This is a genomic window from Pseudoxanthomonas sp. (assembly GCF_035999195.1).
Classification (GTDB): Bacteria; Pseudomonadota; Gammaproteobacteria; order Xanthomonadales; family Xanthomonadaceae; genus Pseudoxanthomonas_A.
In genome coordinates, this window is sequence record NZ_DASYGY010000004.1 from 172,167 (window position 1) to 189,779 (window position 17,613).

Annotated in this window: 18 protein-coding genes and 1 riboswitch; of the genes, 7 read left to right on the plus strand and 11 right to left on the minus strand. The window is 69.4% G+C overall.

The features are described 5' to 3' along the window. Window positions 1-32: 32 nt before the first annotated feature. Window positions 33-506, minus strand: a complete 474-nt coding sequence (locus VGN58_RS01450) for an Lrp/AsnC family transcriptional regulator (protein WP_327480914.1) — start codon at window positions 504-506, stop codon at window positions 33-35. Between the two features lie 165 nt (window positions 507-671). Here VGN58_RS01450 and VGN58_RS01455 point away from each other — a divergent pair, with 165 nt between their 5' ends. The 3 genes from VGN58_RS01455 (at window position 672) to VGN58_RS01465 (ending at window position 3,368) form a co-directional block, all read left to right on the plus strand. Then, window positions 672-1,565 carry a proline dehydrogenase family protein gene (locus tag VGN58_RS01455; protein WP_327480916.1) on the plus strand — a complete coding sequence of 298 codons (894 nt, stop codon included), beginning with the start codon at window positions 672-674 and terminating at the stop codon, window positions 1,563-1,565. Further along, complete coding sequence (locus VGN58_RS01460) at window positions 1,558-1,983, plus strand: DUF2000 family protein (RefSeq protein ID WP_327480918.1); 426 nt, start codon at window positions 1,558-1,560, stop codon at window positions 1,981-1,983. The genes VGN58_RS01455 and VGN58_RS01460 overlap by 8 nt, the downstream gene beginning before the upstream one ends. 296 nt (window positions 1,984-2,279) lie before the next feature. Next, window positions 2,280-3,368 (plus strand): glycerophosphodiester phosphodiesterase, encoded by a 1,089-nt coding sequence (locus VGN58_RS01465; protein ID WP_414710725.1) that lies wholly within the window; start codon window positions 2,280-2,282, stop codon window positions 3,366-3,368. Between the two features lie 5 nt (window positions 3,369-3,373). Here the strand turns inward: VGN58_RS01465 and fabB are convergent, their stop codons facing one another. Next, on the minus strand, window positions 3,374-4,582 hold the full coding sequence (gene fabB, locus VGN58_RS01470) for a beta-ketoacyl-ACP synthase I (RefSeq protein ID WP_327480920.1): 1,209 nt from the start codon (window positions 4,580-4,582) through the stop codon (window positions 3,374-3,376). Beyond that, complete coding sequence (gene fabA / locus VGN58_RS01475) at window positions 4,582-5,097, minus strand: 3-hydroxyacyl-[acyl-carrier-protein] dehydratase FabA (RefSeq protein ID WP_327480922.1); 516 nt, start codon at window positions 5,095-5,097, stop codon at window positions 4,582-4,584. The genes fabB and fabA overlap by 1 nt, the downstream gene beginning before the upstream one ends. A 213-nt stretch (window positions 5,098-5,310) precedes the next feature. Here fabA and dinB point away from each other — a divergent pair, with 213 nt between their 5' ends. Together dinB and VGN58_RS01485 are read left to right on the plus strand one after the other, a co-directional pair. Further along, entirely contained in the window at window positions 5,311-6,381 is a 1,071-nt protein-coding gene (gene dinB, locus VGN58_RS01480; protein ID WP_327480924.1) for a DNA polymerase IV, read from the plus strand. Between the two features lie 118 nt (window positions 6,382-6,499). Next, window positions 6,500-6,979 (plus strand): hypothetical protein, encoded by a 480-nt coding sequence (locus VGN58_RS01485; RefSeq protein ID WP_327480926.1) that lies wholly within the window; start codon window positions 6,500-6,502, stop codon window positions 6,977-6,979. 17 nt (window positions 6,980-6,996) lie between these two features. On the opposite strand, the gene btuB is transcribed toward VGN58_RS01485, so the two are convergent. The 3 genes from btuB to VGN58_RS01500 all read right to left on the minus strand — a co-directional run bounded on the left by btuB (window position 6,997) and on the right by VGN58_RS01500 (window position 10,270). Continuing rightward, window positions 6,997-8,862, minus strand: a complete 1,866-nt coding sequence (gene btuB / locus VGN58_RS01490) for a TonB-dependent vitamin B12 receptor (protein WP_327480928.1) — start codon at window positions 8,860-8,862, stop codon at window positions 6,997-6,999. A gap of 125 nt (window positions 8,863-8,987) precedes the next feature. Beyond that, window positions 8,988-9,208, minus strand: a riboswitch (cobalamin riboswitch). Between the two features lie 208 nt (window positions 9,209-9,416). Next, window positions 9,417-9,788, minus strand: a complete 372-nt coding sequence (locus VGN58_RS01495; protein ID WP_055939591.1) for a TfoX/Sxy family protein — start codon at window positions 9,786-9,788, stop codon at window positions 9,417-9,419. Then, a complete protein-coding gene (locus VGN58_RS01500) occupies window positions 9,785-10,270 on the minus strand; it encodes a GAF domain-containing protein (protein ID WP_055939594.1) in 486 nt (161 codons plus the stop codon). The genes VGN58_RS01495 and VGN58_RS01500 overlap by 4 nt, the downstream gene beginning before the upstream one ends. A gap of 119 nt (window positions 10,271-10,389) precedes the next feature. Between VGN58_RS01500 and bioD the strand changes: the two genes are divergently transcribed. After that, a complete protein-coding gene (gene bioD / locus VGN58_RS01505) occupies window positions 10,390-11,058 on the plus strand; it encodes a dethiobiotin synthase (RefSeq protein ID WP_327480931.1) in 669 nt (222 codons plus the stop codon). Window positions 11,059-11,251: 193 nt separating this feature from the next. On the opposite strand, the gene VGN58_RS01510 is transcribed toward bioD, so the two are convergent. The 3 genes from VGN58_RS01510 to VGN58_RS01520 all read right to left on the minus strand — a co-directional run bounded on the left by VGN58_RS01510 (window position 11,252) and on the right by VGN58_RS01520 (window position 13,591). Continuing rightward, the gene (locus VGN58_RS01510) at window positions 11,252-11,644 is read right to left on the minus strand and encodes a phasin family protein (protein ID WP_327480933.1); all 393 of its coding nucleotides are present in this window, start codon (window positions 11,642-11,644) and stop codon (window positions 11,252-11,254) included. A 157-nt stretch (window positions 11,645-11,801) separates the two neighbouring features. Beyond that, window positions 11,802-12,158, minus strand: coding sequence for a 6-carboxytetrahydropterin synthase QueD (gene queD, locus VGN58_RS01515; protein WP_327480936.1), 357 nt, complete (start codon window positions 12,156-12,158; stop codon window positions 11,802-11,804). 62 nt (window positions 12,159-12,220) lie between these two features. Beyond that, window positions 12,221-13,591, minus strand: coding sequence for a DEAD/DEAH box helicase (locus tag VGN58_RS01520; RefSeq protein ID WP_414710726.1), 1,371 nt, complete (start codon window positions 13,589-13,591; stop codon window positions 12,221-12,223). Between the two features lie 398 nt (window positions 13,592-13,989). On the opposite strand from VGN58_RS01520, the gene VGN58_RS01525 reads away from it, so the two are divergent. Then, window positions 13,990-14,757 carry a Crp/Fnr family transcriptional regulator gene (locus VGN58_RS01525; RefSeq protein WP_327480938.1) on the plus strand — a complete coding sequence of 256 codons (768 nt, stop codon included), beginning with the start codon at window positions 13,990-13,992 and terminating at the stop codon, window positions 14,755-14,757. Window positions 14,758-14,829: 72 nt separating this feature from the next. On the opposite strand, the gene VGN58_RS01530 is transcribed toward VGN58_RS01525, so the two are convergent. Both VGN58_RS01530 and VGN58_RS01535 read right to left on the minus strand, forming a co-directional pair. Continuing rightward, entirely contained in the window at window positions 14,830-15,387 is a 558-nt protein-coding gene (locus VGN58_RS01530; RefSeq protein ID WP_327480940.1) for a hypothetical protein, read from the minus strand. A 30-nt stretch (window positions 15,388-15,417) separates the two neighbouring features. After that, a complete protein-coding gene (locus tag VGN58_RS01535) occupies window positions 15,418-17,601 on the minus strand; it encodes a phospholipase (RefSeq protein WP_327480942.1) in 2,184 nt (727 codons plus the stop codon). Between the last annotated feature and the right edge of the window lie 12 nt (window positions 17,602-17,613).

A 17,613-nucleotide genomic window follows, 5' to 3' on the forward strand; every position in this document is an offset into this window, starting at 1 on the left:
CCGTGGCGCCGGACCGACGGCCGGTACCCGGCTCAGTCCACCGGCAGCACGGGGGTGTCCTTCAGTTCGCGCAGCACGAACATGGTGTTCATCGACTTGATTCCGGGCAGGCGGCGCAGCCGCTGCATGGCGAAGCGGGCGTAGGCGTCCAGGTCGGCGGCGACCACCTGCAGCACGAAGTCGGCCTCGCCGGTGACGGCGAAGCAGGCATGCACTTCGTCCATCGCGGACAGTTCGCGCTCGAAGCGGCGGGCCTCGGCGTCGGAGTGGCTGTCGATGCTGATCCGCACCAGTGCCATCACGCCCAGGCCCAGCTGTTCGCGGTCGAGCACCGCCCGGTAGCCGCGGATCAGGCCGGACGCTTCCATCTGCTTCACCCGCCGCCAACAGGGCGACGGCGCCATGTGGACGCGCTCGGCCAGTTCCTGGTTGGAGAGGCGTCCTTCCTTCTGCAGGATGCGCAGGATCTCGCGGTCGCGCTTGTCGATCGGGCCGGTTTTGCTCATTTCTTCCTCCGTTCTGCGGTCTGGTGGAAGAATCTACCGGAATGCGTGCCCAGGACCGCCAAACGGGAAAGCCAATTCCCGGTCACACGGGTCATTCTTTTCGCCATGAATACGTACTGGCGACGCGTGTTTTCCCGCTTGGCGGGTTCCGATCGAATCAAGACGATGGCGCAGTCCGCCGGCCTGGGCCGCGCGCTCGCGCATCGCTATTGCGGCGGTGCGGACGCGCAGGCCGCGGCTGACACCGCGCTGGCGTTGCGGCGGCAGGGCATCGCATGCTCGCTGTTCCATCTGGGCGAATACGTGCGCTCGCCGTTGGAGGTCGAGCGCAACGTGCAGGCCAAGCGCGCGGCGGTGGCGGCGCTGGCGGCGGCTGGGCTGGACGTGCATGTCTCCGTCGATCCCACCCAGGTGGGATTGCTGCAGTCGCCGGCGGTGCTGTCGCACAACCTGAGGCGCATCGGCACGGATCTGGCGGCCGCCGCGACCGGTCCGGGCCGCCATGCGCTGATGCTGGACATGGAAGACGCCGGCGTCACCGATGCCACGCTGGCGGCGCACGCAGAACTGCGCGCCGCCGGCATGCCGGCCGCGGTCACGCTGCAGGCCTACCGCCATCGGACGGCCGACGACCTGTCGGGTCTGGTCCGCACAGGTGCGATGGTGCGGCTGGTGAAGGGCGCATTCCCGGCGGGGCCCGGGCTGGCGCTGCAACGCCGGCAGGACGTGGCCGCCGCGTACCTCGCCCATGCGCGCACGTTGCTGTCGCCGGAGGCCAGGCGCGCCGGCGTGTATCCGGCCTTCGCCACGCACGATACCGGCCTGCAGCAGGCCATCGTCGCCGTGGCCGAGCACGCGGGGTGGTATCGCGACGCCTACGAGTTCGAGATGCTGCTGGGGGCGCGCGACGAGGTCGCACGTTCCTTGGCGCAGGACGGCCGGCGGATACGCCTGTACGTGCCGTTCGGTGCGGACTGGTGGCCTTATGCCATGCGGCGCGTCGGCGAGAATCCGGCCACGCTGCGCGTCCTGCTGCGGGGAGGGCGCCGCCATGGATGATGCCGCTGCGCACCGTATCGCCGTGGTCGTGGATCCCGCCGTGCCGCTCGGCGTGCTGGCCAATGCCCTCGGCGTGGTGGCGGCCGGACTGGGCGCTGCGTTCCCGGCGCTGGCCGGACAAGCCTTGCAGGATGCGGCGGGCAGGCGCTTCATGGCGAGCGCGAGCCTGCCCCTGCCCGTGCTGCAGGCCACCCCGTCGGCGCTGCTGAAACTGCTGGATGCGGCGGCAGCGGCCGAGGGACTGGATGCGCTGGTGGTGTTCCCCTGCTTCGCGCGGGAGATCCACGACTTCGCCACCTATCGCGCCACGCTGGCCACGCGCGATCTGGCGGACGAGCCGTTGGCCGCCGTCGGCTTGGCCGGGCGGGCCGACGTGGTCAAGGCACTGACCCGGCGCCACTCGCTGCTGCGCGGCTAGCGAAGGTCCGGACCACGGCCGTCGTTCCCGCGAAGCGGAGATCCCGTGACGTCGGGCCATGAAAGCGAAGGCACTGGGTTCCCGCCTTCGCGGGAATGACGAGAAGAATCGAGTGGTTCGGAAAACCTTGGACGCCCCTGCGTGTCGCCGGCCTGTAACAGGCGGGATGCAGAATGCGTCCTGCAACGAGGCACCTCTCTCCTCCCGCGTTGCACCGGAGCCTGGCGGAAGCCGGGCTTCGTGCTTTCCGGGCCATGCCTGCCGCATGGCATGCTGGCCGCCATGGGGATTCCGACATGCCGCTCCGTCACCTGCTTGCCCTGCTGATGGCCATCGCGCCGCTGCCCCCTGCCATGGCGGTCCAACCGTCGGACACGCCGCTCGTCATCGCCCATCGCGGCGCCAGTGCATACCTGCCCGAGCACACGCTGGCCGCTTACGCGCGCGCGATCGAGGACGGCGCCGACTACATCGAACCGGACCTGGTCGCCACCCGCGACGGCGTGCTGGTGGCACGCCACGAGAACGAGATCGGTGGAACCACCGATGTCGCGCAGCGGGCGGAATTCGCCTCGCGCAAGCGCCGCCAGCGGATCGATGGCGAGGTGTTCGACGGCTGGTTCACCGAGGATTTCACCCTCGCCGAACTGAAGATGCTGTGCGCCCGCGAGCGCCTGCCCGAGCTGCGCGGCACCTCACACGATGGCCAACACGGGATCGCGACGCTGGACGAGATCATCGCGCTGGTGGCGGACCACGCCGTACGCAGCGGGCGCACCATCGGCCTGATTCCGGAGATCAAGCATCCCAGCCATTTCCAGCGCATCGGCCTGCCGATGGAAGAGCGCCTGCTGGACACGCTGGCGGCGCACGCCTACACGCGCGAGGCGCCGGTAGTGGTCCAGTCGTTCGAGCAGGCCAACCTGCGTGCGCTGCGCACGCATCTGGATGCCTCGACGCAGGACAACATCCGCCTGCTGCAGTTGCTGGGGCCGGCGGACGAGCAGCCCGGCGATGCGCGGGCCGCAGGCAGGCCGACCCGCTACGCCGACCTGATGACCCCGGCAGGACTGCAGGACATCGCCGGCTATGCCGACATCATCGGACCGTGGACGCGCCTGCTGATCCCGGTGGCGGAAGACGGCGCGCTGGGCGACGCCACGCCGCTGATGGCGGATGCGCGCGCCGCAGGCTTGCAGGTGTGGTGCTACACGTTCCGGCCGGAGAACCACTTCCTGCCGGCAGCGCTGCGCGAGGGCGACGATCCGCGCACGCGCAGCGACGCGGGATCCCTCGCGGAGATCCGCGCCTATCTCGCGCTGGGGATCGGCGGCTTCTTCACCGACGATCCGGCGCTGGGGCGTCGCGCGGTCGACGCCCGCTGAGACGCTTACACCCGGCCGAACACCAGGCTGGCGTTGGTGCCGCCGAAGCCGAAGCTGTTCGACATCACCGTGTCCAGCTTCGCGTCGCGACTCGTCTGCACGATGGGGAAGGCTGCGGCACCTTCGTCCAGCGTCTCGATGTTGGCCGAGCCGGCGATGAAGCCGTCGCGCATCATCAGCAGGCAGTAGATCGCTTCGTGCACGCTGGCCGCGCCCAGCGAGTGGCCGGACAGCGCCTTGGTCGACGAGATCGGCGGCAGCGTATCGCCGAGCGCATTGCGCACCGCTTCGAGCTCGATCACGTCGCCCAGCGGTGTCGAGGTGCCGTGCGTATTGAGGTAGTCCAGCGGCGCGGTGACGCCATCGAGCGCCATCCGCATGCAGCGCACGGCGCCTTCGCCGGACGGGGCCACCATGTCGGCGCCGTCGGAGGTCACGCCGTAGCCCAGCAGTTCGGCATGGATGCGTGCGCCGCGCTTCACCGCGTGGTCGTAGTCCTCCAGCACCAGCATGCCGCCGCCGCCGGCGATGACGAAGCCATCGCGGTCGGCGTCGTACGGACGCGAAGCATGGGTGGGATCGTCATTGCGCTTGCTCGACAGGGCGCCCATCGCATCGAACATCATCGTCAGCGCCCAGTGCAGCTCCTCGCCGCCGCCGGCGAACACGATGTCCTGGCGCCCGGCGCGGATCAGGTCCGCTGCCGCGCCGATGCAGTGCGCGGAGGTCGCGCATGCCGCCGAGATCGAATAGCTGACGCCCTTGATCCTGAACGCGGTGGCCAGCGTCGCCGAGACCGTGGAGCACATCGTCCGCGGCACCATGTACGGGCCGACCTTGCGGATACCGCGTGCGCGCAGCAGGTCGGCGGCCTCGATCTGCCATTCGGCTGACCCGCCGCCGGACCCGGCGATCAGGCCGGTGCGCGGCTGGCTGACCAGCGCGTCGTCCAGGCCGGCGTCGGCGATGGCGTCGCGCAGCGCCACGTGCGCGAACGCGGCGGCGTCACCCATGAAACGCTTCTGCTTGCGGTCGATCTGCGCGTCGAGGTCGATCTCGGGCGCACCGCCGACCTGGCTGCGGAAGCCGAGTTCGGCGTACTGCGGGATATGGCGGATGCCCGAGCGGCCTTCGCGCAGCGCGGCCGACACGGTGTCCGCGTCGTTGCCCAGGCAGGAGGTGATGCCGAGGCCGGTGATGACGACGCGGCGCATCAGAAGCTCTCCGTCGAGGTGAACAGGCCCACGCGCAGGTCGCGCGCGGTGTAGATCTCGCGGCCGTCGACCAGCATGCGGCCGTCGGCCACCGCCAGCACCAGCTTGCGGTTGACCACGCGGCTGATGTCGATCTCGTAGCTGACGCGCTTGGCGGTGGGCAGCACCTGGCCGGTGAACTTCACTTCGCCCGAGCCCAGCGCGCGTCCGCGCCCGGGTGCGCCGATCCACGTGAGGAAGAAACCGGTCAACTGCCACATCGCGTCCAGGCCCAGGCAGCCGGGCATCACCGGATCGCCGAGGAAGTGGCACTTGAAGAACCACAGGTCCGGATGGATATCGAGTTCGGCGCGCACCATGCCCTTGCCGTGCGTGCCGCCGTCCTGGCGGATCTCGGTGATGCGGTCGAACATCAGCATCGGGTCGTTCGGGAGGCGGCCGCTCTCGGGGCCGAACAGTTCACCGCGCGCGCTGGCCAGCAGCTGTTCGCGCGAGAAGGAAGCGGGGGCGTTCATTGCATCGTCCGTTCTGCGAAGCGCAAATAATGCACACATGTGCATACGCTTGTCTTGATGCGGATCAACCGGGCTTTTCCATACGCCGGCGTACCATCGGCGAAGTGCAATCGCGGCAAGGGTTTGGCCGGTGCTGTCCGCGACTCCACACGCGTGCGTATCGTGCGCGCCTGTGTCCATGCGATCGCGTACGGCGGCCGATATCATCGCGTGATGCGCAAGATCATCCACATCGACATGGACGCCTTCTACGCGTCGGTGGAGCAGCGCGACGATCCGTCGCTGCGCGGGCGACCGGTGGTCGTCGCGTGGCGCGGCGAGCGCTCGGTGGTGTGCGCGGCGTCGTACGAGGCGCGCGTGTTCGGCGTGCGCTCGGCGATGCCGGCGGTGCGCGCGGAACGGCTGTGTCCGCAGGCGGTGTTCGTGCCGCCGGACTTCGCCCGCTACAAGGCGGTATCGCGGCAGGTGCGCGAGATCTTCCTGCGGCATACCGATCTGGTCGAGCCGCTGTCGCTGGACGAGGCCTACCTCGACGTCACCGCGCCGAAGTCCGACCTGCCGACGGCCACCGCCGTCGCCGAGACCATCCGCGCGCAGATCCGCGAAGAAACGCGGCTCACGGCATCGGCGGGCGTGGCGCCCAACAAGTTCCTCGCCAAGATCGCCTCGGACTGGCGCAAGCCGGATGGCCAGTTCGTGCTCCGCCCGCACCAGGTGGAAGCGTTCCTGACGCCGCTGCCGGTGGAGCGCATCCCCGGTGTCGGCAAGGTGATGCAGGGGAAGCTCAACGCGGACGGCATCCACACCGTCGGCGACCTGCGCGCGTACTCGCAGCATGAACTGGAAACGCGCTACGGCAGCTTCGGCGGGGGGCTGTACCGGCGCGCGCGCGGTATCGACGAGCGGCCGGTGGAGCCGGACCAGCCGGTGCAGTCGATCTCGTCCGAAGACACGTTCGCGACCGACCTGCTGTTGTCCGAACTGGAGCCGCACATCGTGCGTATCGCGGAAAAGGCGTGGCAGGCCAGCCGCAAGACCGAGCGTGTCGGCCGGACGGTGGTGCTGAAGCTGAAGACCGCGCAGTTCCGCATCCTCACGCGCAGCTTCACGCCGGAGTCGCCGCCGGCGTCGGTGCAGGAGTTCGTCGCCATCGCGCTGGCCCTGCGCGAGCGCGTGGACCTGCCGGCCGCCACGCGGTATCGCCTGGTCGGCGTGGGCCTGTCCGGATTCCGCGACCGCGACGAGGTCGCGTCGCAGCCAGGACTGTTCGATACGGTGGTTTGACGCCGGTCACGGGACGGGTGCGCACGTCGCGGCCGCTCTCTGGCACTCGCCCGACACGCCTGCCAGCACGCGTCGCGAGGCGGCGCTAGGCTCATGCCGTCAACCGGGGAGGCAGACGATGGAAGCGATCCGACAAGGCGCGGCCGCCGAGCTATGGCAGTCGCTGGTGCGCGAAGCCTGCGCGCGCTGCGGGCAGACGCTGGATGAAGCGCAGGAGAGTTATCTGGTCTTCGTGCTGCTGCGGCACCAGCGCGACGGCCACCTGCTGGCGCGCACGCAGGCGCTGGAATGGCTGGAAGCGCAGCTGCGCGTCGGCAGCGCACGCACGGACGCCTTGCGCGATGTCGGGGATCGTTGCCTGCTGATCGCCGGGTTGTTCCCCGCGCTGGCGCAGCGCCGGCGGGTCAGCGTGGACTACTTCATCGACCTGGGACGCGGCGCCTACCAGGGCGTGGCCGACAGCGGACGCAGCGGTTATGCGGAACTGTTCGCGCAACTGGCGAACCGCTACCACCACCTGGTCGCGGCGCTGCGCGGCATCCGCGGCGACCGGATCGCCGATGCGTGGACCCTGCGCGATGCGCGCAGGGTCCACTGACGGGACCGCCCGCGCGATCAGTCGCGCGCGCGGTAGCGCAGGCTCAGGCCGTACTCGCGACCCGGCTGGTTGTACCAGGCGATCGTTTCGTACTGGCGGTCGAACACGTTGCTGGCGCGCGCCTGCAACGTCCACGTATCGCTGATGGCGTACTCCAGCCGCAGGTCCAGCGTGCCGTAGCCCGCCAGGCGCACGCTGTTGGCGACGTTGTCGTAGCGGTGGCTGGCGCCGTTGCCGGTCACGCCGATGCGGAAGTCGCCGAACGCGCGGTCCACGTCGATGCGCGCGGTGTTGCGGGCACGGCGCGGCAGCAGGTTGTCGTGCGTGACGCCGGCAGTGCGGTTGCGCGGATCGGTGTGGCTCAGTTCGGCGTTGATGTCGAAGCCGGCCAGCGTCACCGCACCCGTCAGTTCGGCGCCGCGGATGCGCGCCTCTTCGATGTTGACGATGTTGAAGTTGCTGTCGTACCCGATCAGCTCGTCCACCCGCGTGTCGTACACGTTGAAGGTCCAGTTCCAGTCGTCGCCGTACTGCGCCACGCCCAGGTTGAAACTGCGCGACTCTTCCGGTTCCAGATCGGGATTGCTGAAGCCGGGGTAGTACAGGTCGTTGAAGGTGGGCGCCTTGAAGCCGCTACCGGCGCTGGCGGTGAGCTTGAAGCCGCGGGCCAGGTTCATGCCCCAGCCGAGCGTGCCGGTGGCGTGGTTGCCGAACTGTTCGTTGTCGTCGTTGCGCACGCTGGCCTGCAGGCGATGCGCACCGAAGCGGCCCTGGTACTCGACGAAGACGCCGGTGTTGTCGCGCGTGTCCACGGTGAACGGCGTGGTGCTGGTGATCTCGTCGCGCAGCCAGTCGGCGCCGGCGGTCAGCAGATGCTGCTCGCCGAACGCGAAGTCGCCCTGCAGCGAAGCGTTGTCGCGGCGCGTATCGAAGGTGCTGACGTAGGTGCGCGTGCCGGTGGCGGCGTCGGCGAAGTGGTTGTCCGACTCGTCCGAAGCGCGGCCGACCTGCGTGGTGAGCGTGGCCCGGGTGGACGGCTTCCACGTCAGCTTGCCACCCAGCACCCGCTGCACGTTGTCGGCTTCGTTGCCGCTGAAGCTGCTGCCGTCGAATTCGTTGAAAGCATCGGCATTCAGCGCGTGGCCTTCCAGCGTCAGCGTGTCGGTGAACCGGTAGCCGCCGCGCACGTTGAGCGAGACGTTGCGGTAACCGTCGTCGTCGGGCTCATCGGTGAAGCAGCCCTGGAACAGCGTGCCCGAACCGCGACAGGCGTTGATGCCATCGGTTTCCTGATAGGCCGCATTCGCGCCGATCCAGCCGCGCTCGCCGCCGTAGGCGAAACCGCCGCTGGCTTCGCGCAGGTGATGGCTGCCGCCGCCGATGCGCAGTTCGCGCGACAGGCCCTTGCCGCCACGACGGGTGAAGATCTGGATCACGCCGCCGATCGCTTCCGAGCCGTATAGGCTGGAGCGCGGGCCGCGCACGATCTCGATGCGCTCGATCTGGTCGACCGGCAGGTCCTGGAAAGACGCCAGGCCGGCGGTCGCCGAGCCGATGCGGATGCCGTCGACCAGCACCAGCACCTGGTCGGACTCGGTGCCGCGCAGGTTGAGCGTAGTCAGCTTGCCCAGGCCGCCCTGGTTGCTGAAGCCGACGCCGGCGCGGCCCTTCAGCACGTCGACGAGCGAACGGGCCTGGCTGCGCTCGATGTCCTCGCGCGTGATGACCTGCGCGGGCACCAGGCTGTCCTGCAGCGGAATGTCCGTGCGCGTGCCGGTGACGACGACTTCGTCCAGCTCGGTGGCGTCCTGCGCCTGCGCCGCGAACGGCAGGGCCAGCGCGACCGCGGCGGCAAGAAGGGAAAGGGAATGACGGCTGTACATCGGATTCGAACTCCATCGCGCGCCCCGCGCGCATTTTTCGGCGTGGAGTTGCGACAGAGAGGGACACGTTGCGGACAGCGCGGCAGGCGAACGCGGCGCGGCACGCCGCGACGCCCTCCGCATCGCAACCAGTGGACTTCCGGGCCGGTCTCCGGGCTTGCGAAGGCGTGCGCGATGCACGCTGCCGGGGCGCCTTCCCATGCGTAGGTCGCACAGTGGCCGATGCCGCGGTTGTCTTCGCCTACCGTTGCGGGGGCAGCGCCGGAATGCCGCCTGCGCGGGTCACCGGCTTCCCGTTTCAACCCTGGCGTGGACGCCGTGGGTCACCTGAAAGCGCGCGCAGTATACGGGAAGCCTCCGTCCGCGACGTAGAGAGGAGCGGGCCCCGCTGCGTCCAGCGACAGAAGGTGTGCTGCGTCGAGCAGGCTCGACGCTACGTGGGCGGTGTTGCCAGGAGGTGCCGCCGCGAGGCAATGCGTGGAGCGGAGCGTGCTCCGCTGCTTTCCCGGAGGGGACGGTGCGCGGCGTCCAGCAGGCTCGACGCTACATCGGCGTCAGTCGTCGCCGCCGCGCGAGTCGAACAGGTTCAGCGACGGACCCGTGTCCTCTTCGCGCTCGGTGTGCGTGGTGGTCACCGGACCGGCAGCGGGGCGGCCGCGCGGCGGCGGCAGCAGGGCGGCGGCGGCATCGTAGGCCACCAGCAGTTCCGCGCGGCGGTCTTCGGGCAGTTGCTGCCAGTGGCAGTCCAGCAGGGCGCCTTCCAGCGCGTAGAGCAGGTTGAGGCTGGGGCGGAAGCCCGCGCGCTTGACCCGGATGAAGGCTTCCACCGCGCCCACGCCCTCCAGGTCCTCCTGCGTACGCAGGCCGACCTGGCGGAGCCAGGCGGCGGACTTGGGGCCGATGTTGCGCAGCTTGGTGCCTGTCATGTCAGCGAATCCACGAAGATGGCGGCGATGCGTTCCATGCCCGCCTGGTCGTCGGCATCGAAGCGCGCCAGGCGGGGACTGTCCAGATCGAGCACGCCGACCAGTTCGTCCCCTTTCACCAGCGGGACCACCAGTTCCGAGCGCGATGCGGAATCGCAGGCGATGTGGCCCGGGAAGGCCTCCACATCGTCCACGCGCTGGGTCTGGCGGGTGCGTGCGGCGGCTCCGCAGACCCCCTTGTCCAACGGGATCCGCACGCAGGCTGGTAAGCCTTGGAACGGACCGACCACCAATTCCCGGCCATCGAAGAAATAGAAGCCCGCCCAGTTGAAGTCGGGCAGCGCGTGGTACAGCAGCGCGGCCAGGTTGGCGGCATTGGCGATCCGGTCCGGTTCGCCGGCCAGCAGGGCGCGGGCCTGCTCGGCCAGCTGTGCGTATTGTTCCGGCTTGCTGCCGGTGAGCGTTTGCGAGGCGAATGACATGCGGCTGATTCTACTCCTCGGGTCCGACGGCGGCCGGATATCATCGCGGCCATGAATGTGCATCATCCGAACACCGTGACGAAGGGATCCCCGGGCGGCACCGCCTTCGGGAGAGCGTGATGGACCGCCTGTTCGTCACCGGCACCGACACGGGCGCCGGCAAGACTTTCGCCAGCACCGCGCTGCTGCACGCGTTCCGGGCGCGCGGGCTGCGTGCGGTCGGCATGAAGCCGGTCGCCAGCGGTTGCATGGCGACCCCCGATGGCTGGCGCAACGACGATGCGCTTGCGCTGCAGGGCGCCAGCGATCCGGTGCCGCCCTACGACGACCTCAATCCGTATGCGTTGCCCGCGCCGCTGGCGCCGGAGATCGCCGCGCGCGACGCCGGCGTGGACGTCCAGCTCGGCGTGCTGGTATCCGCCTTCGAGCGCCTGCATCCGCTGGCCGATCTCGTGCTCGTCGAAGGTGTCGGCGGCTGGTCCGCGCCGCTGACTGGCACGCTGGACCAGCGGCACCTGGTGCAGGAGTTGCGCCTGCCGGTGGTGCTGGTGGTGGGCATGCGGCTGGGTTGCATCAACCATGCGCGACTCAGCGCGCGAGCCATTCAGGACGACGGTGCGCGCCTGGTCGGCTGGATCGCCAACGAAGTCGATCCGCACATGGAGCGGCGCGACGAGAATTTCGCCCTGTTGTCCGCGCGCCTGCCGGTGCCCTGCTGGGGGCGCCTGCCGTATGCCCCGGACGCCAGCGCGGGCGCGATGGCCCATCGTCTCCAGGTCGACCCGTAGCGTGCGCCATGCGCACGGCCGCATGGCGCCTCCCCATGTGCCGTCGGTGCCCACGAACGTGCGCACGGCGCACGCTACGCCATGAGCGCGGCGGCCTCACGCACGCAACAAAAAACCCGGCAGCGTGGGGCTGCCGGGTCGGTCTGCGCGGAGGGAGGGGGAGCCGCGCAATAAAACGATGCAGCGGGAAGGCTTACTTCGCCTTCGCGGCCTTGGTCGCCTTGGCCACGGAGGCCTGGACGTTGTCGGTCGCGGTCTCGAACTGGGTCTTCACCAGCTGGCCGAAGGCCTCGCCGGTCTTCAGGCTCAGGCCGAACACTTCCTGACTGGCGGCGACGACGCGCTCGGCGTTGTCCTTGGCCACCTGCATGCCCTTCGGCCACAGGGTCTTGTAGCCCTCGAGGTCGCGGGTTTCGGCCAGCTCGCCGAAGAAGGCGGTGGTCGCGTCGATGTTCTTCTCGAAGGTCTTCAGCTGCACGCCGAACACGGTCTCGGCGCTTTCCAGGGCCAGGCGGTTGGCGCGCGAGGCGGCGGCGGCGAACTGCTGCGTGAACTGGCTGAAGCTTTCGTTGAATTGCGTGTTCATGGCGTACTCCTGAAAGGGGATGTCCCATCTGTTGCGGTGCAGCATAGACGCTCGCATGTTGCAGCGCAATAACAGCCGTATGGAAATCCGACGAACGGTCAGGAGCCGTTAAAAATCAAACGCTTGTAGGAACTGGTCTGAAACCGGTTCCATCCGCTCAGGGGCCGGTGTAGCGGCTTCCCGAGGTGCAGGTTTCGTGTACCACCACGGCGCTCAGCAGCGGCAGCACCGGCTTGGTGCGGTCCCAGATCCATGCGGCCAGCCGCTCGCTGGTGGGGTTGTCCAGGCCGGGGATGTCGTTGAGGTAGTGGTGGTCCAGCTGATCGTAGATCGGCTTGAAGGCCGCCTTCACGTCGGCGAAGTCCATCACCCAGCCGGCCTGCGGATCGACCGGTCCGGACAGGTGCAGCTCGATGCGGAACGAGTGGCCGTGCAGGCGCGCGCACTTGTGGCCTTCCGGCACATTCGGCAGGCGGTGGGCGGCTTCGACGGTGAAGACCTTGAAGATGTCCATGCGACGGTTCCGTAAGCGGTGGATCGCGCGGCACCGGCGAGGTGCCGCGCGGAGGGTTCGACTCAGCGGGCGGGACGCGACTGGCCCTGACCCTGGCGTGCGCCGCCGGGGCGGCCGCCGTCGCGACGCGGGCCGCTGCCGTGCTTCTTGGGGCCCGCGTGGGCATGGCGAGGCGCCTCGCTGTGCGGGCGACGGGCATGCTTCTGCGGACCATGGCGGCGCGGGGTGCGTTCGCCGCCCGGCAGGTCGGCCTTGCCCGGGGCGCTGTTGCCCCAGCGGATCGGCGTCTGCGGTTCGAAGCCCGGCACGTCGCGCAGGTCCACGTCGCGGCCCAGCATGCGCACGATGGCGCGCAGGTACTTGGCTTCATCCTGCGCCACCAGCGAGATCGCCTCGCCGGTCGAGCCATTGCGGCCGGTGCGGCCGATGCGGTGCACATAGTCCTCGGCCACCATCGGCAGGTCGAAGTTGATGACCTGCGGCAGCTGGTCGATATCGATGCCGCGTGCGGCGATGTCGGTGGCGACCAGCACGTTGATGCGACCGGCCTTGAAGTCGCTGAGCGCGCGCTGGCGGGCACCCTGCGACTTGTTGCCGTGGATCGCGGCGGTCTTGATCCCGCTCTTGTCCAGGAAGGTGGCCAGCTTGTCGCTGCCGTGCTTGGTACGGGCGAACACGAGCGTCTGCACGCGGCTGTCCTTGGCCAGCAGGTGCAGCAGCAGGTCGCGCTTGCGGCTGCCGTCGACCGGGTGGACGCGGTGGGTGATCGTCTCGGCCACCGTGTTCTTCGGCGTGACCTGGATCTGCTTCGGGTCGTGCATGAACTCCAGCGCCAACTCGCGGATCGGATCGGCGAAGGTCGCGGAGAACAGCATGGTCTGGCGATTCTGACGGGGCAGCTTGGCGAGGATGCGCTTGATCGAAGGCAGGAAACCCATGTCGAGCATGCGGTCGGCTTCGTCCAGCACCAGGATCTCGATGCCCGAGAGGTCGACGCTGCGGCGTTCGAGGTGGTCGATCAGGCGGCCCGGGCAGGCGATCACCAGGTCCACGCCACGACGCAGCGCGTCCAGCTGGTTGCCCATGCCGACGCCGCCGTAGATGGTGGTGCTGGGGATGCGCAGGTACTTGCCGTAGCCGCGCAGGCTGTCGTGCACCTGCACGGCCAGCTCGCGGGTCGGGGTCAGCACGAGGGCGCGCGGCCTGCGCGGGCCGCGGGCGGCGACTTCCTGCGGGGTGGTGGCCAGGTACTGGATCAGCGGCAGGCCGAACGCGGCGGTCTTGCCGGTGCCGGTCTGGGCGCCGGCCAGCAGGTCATGGCCGGCCAGGGCCAGCGGGATGGCCTGTTCCTGGATGGGGGTGGGCTGGGTATAGCCCTGTTCGTCCAGTGCGCGCAGCAGGGCGGGCGCAAGGCCCAGGGTTTCGAACGTCATGATGAAAGCTCCAAAGCCGGCCGGCCGGACACGCACGCCACGCCGGCACAGCGAAGTGCGGCAACGTAGGACGCGCAGAATGCGGCAAGACCGTGACTCGAAGCGTTCCCTGAAACCGCGCTGCGAGAAGAGGTGCGGAGGCGCCAACGCGGCGGATCCGAGCTTGCGCAACGAAAGAAGTCGGAGCGGGGCGGGCGCGGGAACCCGCGGGGAGTTCCCTGCGCCGGCGGACCATCGGGGAAACGAACGGCCGCAGGCAAGCGGCGCGCACTGTACCCGAATCCGGGCCTGAATGGGGGAACGGGGCCTGAAACCGGTGCCTGCGACCGATTGCCGCAGGCCGGGAATCCGTGACATGCGGGCGTATGATGGCCCCGAAGCCCCTCGCCGCCGCCGCCATGAGCAGCCTTCGCATCCTCCGCCAGAACGACGCTCCGGTCGCCAGCGCTCCTACCGACGGGGTGGTGTGCCAGGCCGCGCGCGGCTGCAGCGGTTGCCTGGTGCGGCACCTGGCGGTCTGTGCGGCCCTGCCGGTGTCCAAGGCCCACGCCATGGAAGCGCTGGCCGACGATACGCGGCTGAAGGCGGGCGAGGCGCTGGTGCGCGAGGGCGAGCCGCGGCGCGGCGTATTCACCGTCACCAAGGGCGCGCTGCGCCGGATCCGCCTGCTGCCCGACGGGCGCCGGCTGGTGGCCGGATTCCTGATGCCGGGCGACTTCATCGGGTTCTCCGGCACCTCGCACTACAAGCACACGATCGAGGCGATCACCGACAGTACCCTGTGCGAGTTCTCGATGGCCGACATGCGCAGCCTGTGCCATGACCATCCGGAGCTGGAGCGCGAACTGCTCGAGCGCGCCTGCGTGGAACTGGACGCGACCCGCGGCAACCTGATGGCGCTGGCCCGGCTCAACCCGATGGAACGGCTGGCCGGTTTCCTGGTCGACATGGCGCAGCGCCGCCGCCGCCAGGGGCAGGACGACAGCGAGGTCATCCTGCCGATGACGCGCACCGACATCGCCGACTACCTGGGCCTGACCGTGGAAACCGTCAGCCGTAGCTTCACCCGCCTGCGCCAGGAAGCCAGCATCGCCACCGACGACCCGCACCATGTGCGCCTGCTCGATCGCAACCGGCTGGACGCGCTGGCGGAAGCTCGGGTCTGAGGCCTTGACGCCGTGGGGCGCGATGCGGCGGTCCGGTGAAGATGCCGCGTCCCGTGCCCGGGCGACGATGGCCTAGGGGCGCGGCCTGGCTTGGCGATACTGCCGTTTCTCGCCCACGTGCTGTCCCTGCGGATCCTCGTTCGAGCAGATGCGGCCGCCGCAAACCACCGCATCGGAGGCGTAGAACGCCCGCACCACCGGTGCGGCGTCCTCGTAGCGCTCCAGTTCGTCCTGCACCGCGGCCAATTCGCGCCGGTAGTGGCCCAGCACGGCCCAGCCCGCCACCAACACCAAGCCCAGCAGCATCGTCGCGCCGCCCAGCCACATCCATGCCAGGCTGCCGGTCTGCTTCAGCCGCTGCGCCGTGGACGCGACGGCGCGGTCGTACTCGACGACCGCAGGCGACAGCGCATCCCGGGCGTCGCCGGCGATCCGTGCGCCCGCGCCCTCGACGAGGGAGGCGACATCACGCCGGAACTGACCGACCTCCTGCCTCAACGACTCGATCTGCCGGTCGAGCGACGCGTCCCGCCGCGCTTCACGCTGCGAGAGCTCCGACAACAACGCCAACGTGGCCTTGGCGGCATGCTCCAGCGCTGCCCGCGCCGATGCCGATTCTCCGTGTTCCATGATTCCTCCCTGGCGTGTCGCCGCTCGCCCTCATCGGCTGAGCGCCATGTCCTGCGCCGCGTGGGCGCGCTGCCCGTGCAGGTCCGGCAAGGCATTCGCCGGCGTCTGCCTGTGCAGCGCATCGCTCCCTTGCATCAGGCGTTGTCCTTCCTCTGATTTCGCAAAGTCGAGCGCGATACGATCAAGCCGTTCCCCATCCCCCGCCATCAGCGCGGCGTAGGCCTGGTTGAGGTGGGGGTCCTGGAACGGACCCCGACTGCCTTGTGGGGGCGCCTTCCCCGCCTCCAGCCACTGCCGCGATTCACGTTCCATCGCGTCGGTGTCCGCCTTCAGGCTCGGCAGGACCGTGGAGGCCATCAGGTGGCGCTCCGTGGCCTCGACCGCTGCGGCGGACGCATGCCGGGAGAGCTGCGGCAGCGTCCTTGCCAGCTCGGCGAGATTGGGTGCCGCTGCGGGATTCACGATCGGATTCAGACTGGCATGCGTCGCCACCGTGCTCCCCAGCACAGCGCCGGCCGCCGGCGCATGGTCCGTGACCGCCTTTACCTTGCGCCCGGCCTGATCCAGCGAGTCGTCCACCTGCGCGGTGGCGCCCGTGATCGTGTTGCGCTGGGTGCGATCGACGGTGACATGCACCGTTTCCATCAGCTGGCAGACATCCACCGCCGCCGCGCGGATAGCGGCCGCATCGCGGATCGCCTCCTGCCGCGCCGCATGCGCGTCGGCTTCCGCCGCATCGCGGGCCTGCAGGTTGCCGGCGATGGTCTGATCCACCCGAACGTCGGCGAAGCGCTCCAGCGCGCTGCCGGCCGGCGCCAGGTTCGCCACGCCCTGCCAGAACACGCCCCCGGCTGCGGTGGCGCTCGTCGTGATGTCCGCCTGCAGTTCCACGGCGCGCGCTTCCACCGCGCCCGCCGCAAGGCGGGCTTTCGCGGACGCCTCGGACAGGGCGTCGCCGGTGGTGCAGGACACCCACGCGATGCCCTCGCTGACCGTGGACGCGGCCTGGGCGGTATGCGCGCCGACCGCGCGCACGGCGTCGCCGCTGGCGTCCAGTGTGCGCTGCGCGATACCGCCTGCTCCCTGCACGATCTCCCCGGCCTCGTGGCCCAGATGTGCGCCGGCCTGCACGTCGCGGACCGCGCGCAATGCCGGCCCCGCCAGGGCCAACACCTGGTCCAGCGGCATTTCCGCCGGTCGCTGCACGAGCCGGCCATCCTGCCAGGAGCGTGCGTCCAGCGTGCGCACCTGGCCGGCCGACAGCGGCAGGTCGCGCAGCATGCGGTCGGCGTCGCCGTCGGCGAGCGCGTCGACGAAGCGGGCCACCGACGCGCGGGCGTGCATGGGCATGTCGGTCGACTGCAGCTGCCGCGTCACCGCCTGCTTCAACTGCGGCACGTCCTGCACCAGATCCGCCGTCTCCTTCAGCACTGCGCCCAGCATGCGTCGCTGCGCCACGTCCATGCGTTCGACGTTGTTCTGCAGGCCATCGGTCAGTACTTCACCACGCACCTGATAGGCGGTGATGAGCCCGTGAGGGTTGAAGATCTCCACGCCGGGGTTTTCTTGCTGGAACCGGCGTGCGGTATCCGGATGCAGGCCGGCGGCGTTGAAGGTGGTGCCGCGTTCGCCGCTGACCGCGACCGCTGCCGAGACGAGACCGCCGCCGAGGGAATGACCGGCGTAGTCGACTCGAACACCATAGTTCTTCAGGGTGTCTGCCAAGCGCATAGCGCGGTCGTAATAGTCCGTCTTCAAGCCGATGGCCTGCGGGAAGTTGTTGGCGCCGAAATCCTCGGGGCCGGTCTCGCGGCGGGTGCCGTCGGCTTGCAGTACTTCGCCGTTGGACCCCTTGAACACCACGGTTGGCGTGTAGCGGGGGCCGAGCACCGCAGGGTCGGGCAGGTAGATCTCGGCACGGAAGCCTGATCGTTCGGGTCGAAGCATTTCCCTGATCTGCTCATTACTCATGCCAGCCAACTCGGGCATGTGCTTGCGCATCAGATCGAGGTTCTCGCTCCCCCGCACCCAACCCACCGGAGATTCACCCCCACCACGGGCGGACTCGTATACGTCCTCGCTCACCAGGCCCATCTGTTCCTCGTAGTGGCGCGCCTGCAACGCATCTGCCTGCGCGTGCGCATCGGGCTGGCAGCTTGCCCGCAGATCGGCGACCAGTTGCCGCTGGGCCAGGATTTCCGTTTCAGTCCGCATGGTGCCGCTCCT

Coding starts and splice junctions, on each gene's coding strand:
- VGN58_RS01525 (WP_327480938.1), top strand. CDS start 13,990: ATGAGCAGCCTTCGCATCCTCCGCCAGAACGACGCTCCGGTCGCCAGC.
- VGN58_RS01535 (WP_327480942.1), bottom strand. CDS start 17,601: ATGCGGACTGAAACGGAAATCCTGGCCCAGCGGCAACTGGTCGCCGAT.
- VGN58_RS01460 (WP_327480918.1), top strand. CDS start 1,558: ATGGATGATGCCGCTGCGCACCGTATCGCCGTGGTCGTGGATCCCGCC.
- bioD (WP_327480931.1), top strand. CDS start 10,390: ATGGACCGCCTGTTCGTCACCGGCACCGACACGGGCGCCGGCAAGACT.
- dinB (WP_327480924.1), top strand. CDS start 5,311: ATGCGCAAGATCATCCACATCGACATGGACGCCTTCTACGCGTCGGTG.
- VGN58_RS01455 (WP_327480916.1), top strand. CDS start 672: ATGGCGCAGTCCGCCGGCCTGGGCCGCGCGCTCGCGCATCGCTATTGC.
- VGN58_RS01510 (WP_327480933.1), bottom strand. CDS start 11,644: ATGAACACGCAATTCAACGAAAGCTTCAGCCAGTTCACGCAGCAGTTC.
- VGN58_RS01495 (WP_055939591.1), bottom strand. CDS start 9,788: ATGACAGGCACCAAGCTGCGCAACATCGGCCCCAAGTCCGCCGCCTGG.
- VGN58_RS01485 (WP_327480926.1), top strand. CDS start 6,500: ATGGAAGCGATCCGACAAGGCGCGGCCGCCGAGCTATGGCAGTCGCTG.
- VGN58_RS01465 (WP_414710725.1), top strand. CDS start 2,280: ATGCCGCTCCGTCACCTGCTTGCCCTGCTGATGGCCATCGCGCCGCTG.
- fabB (WP_327480920.1), bottom strand. CDS start 4,582: ATGCGCCGCGTCGTCATCACCGGCCTCGGCATCACCTCCTGCCTGGGC.
- VGN58_RS01530 (WP_327480940.1), bottom strand. CDS start 15,387: ATGGAACACGGAGAATCGGCATCGGCGCGGGCAGCGCTGGAGCATGCC.
- VGN58_RS01500 (WP_055939594.1), bottom strand. CDS start 10,270: ATGTCATTCGCCTCGCAAACGCTCACCGGCAGCAAGCCGGAACAATAC.
- queD (WP_327480936.1), bottom strand. CDS start 12,158: ATGGACATCTTCAAGGTCTTCACCGTCGAAGCCGCCCACCGCCTGCCG.
- btuB (WP_327480928.1), bottom strand. CDS start 8,862: ATGTACAGCCGTCATTCCCTTTCCCTTCTTGCCGCCGCGGTCGCGCTG.
- VGN58_RS01520 (WP_414710726.1), bottom strand. CDS start 13,591: ATGACGTTCGAAACCCTGGGCCTTGCGCCCGCCCTGCTGCGCGCACTG.
- VGN58_RS01450 (WP_327480914.1), bottom strand. CDS start 506: ATGAGCAAAACCGGCCCGATCGACAAGCGCGACCGCGAGATCCTGCGC.
- fabA (WP_327480922.1), bottom strand. CDS start 5,097: ATGAACGCCCCCGCTTCCTTCTCGCGCGAACAGCTGCTGGCCAGCGCG.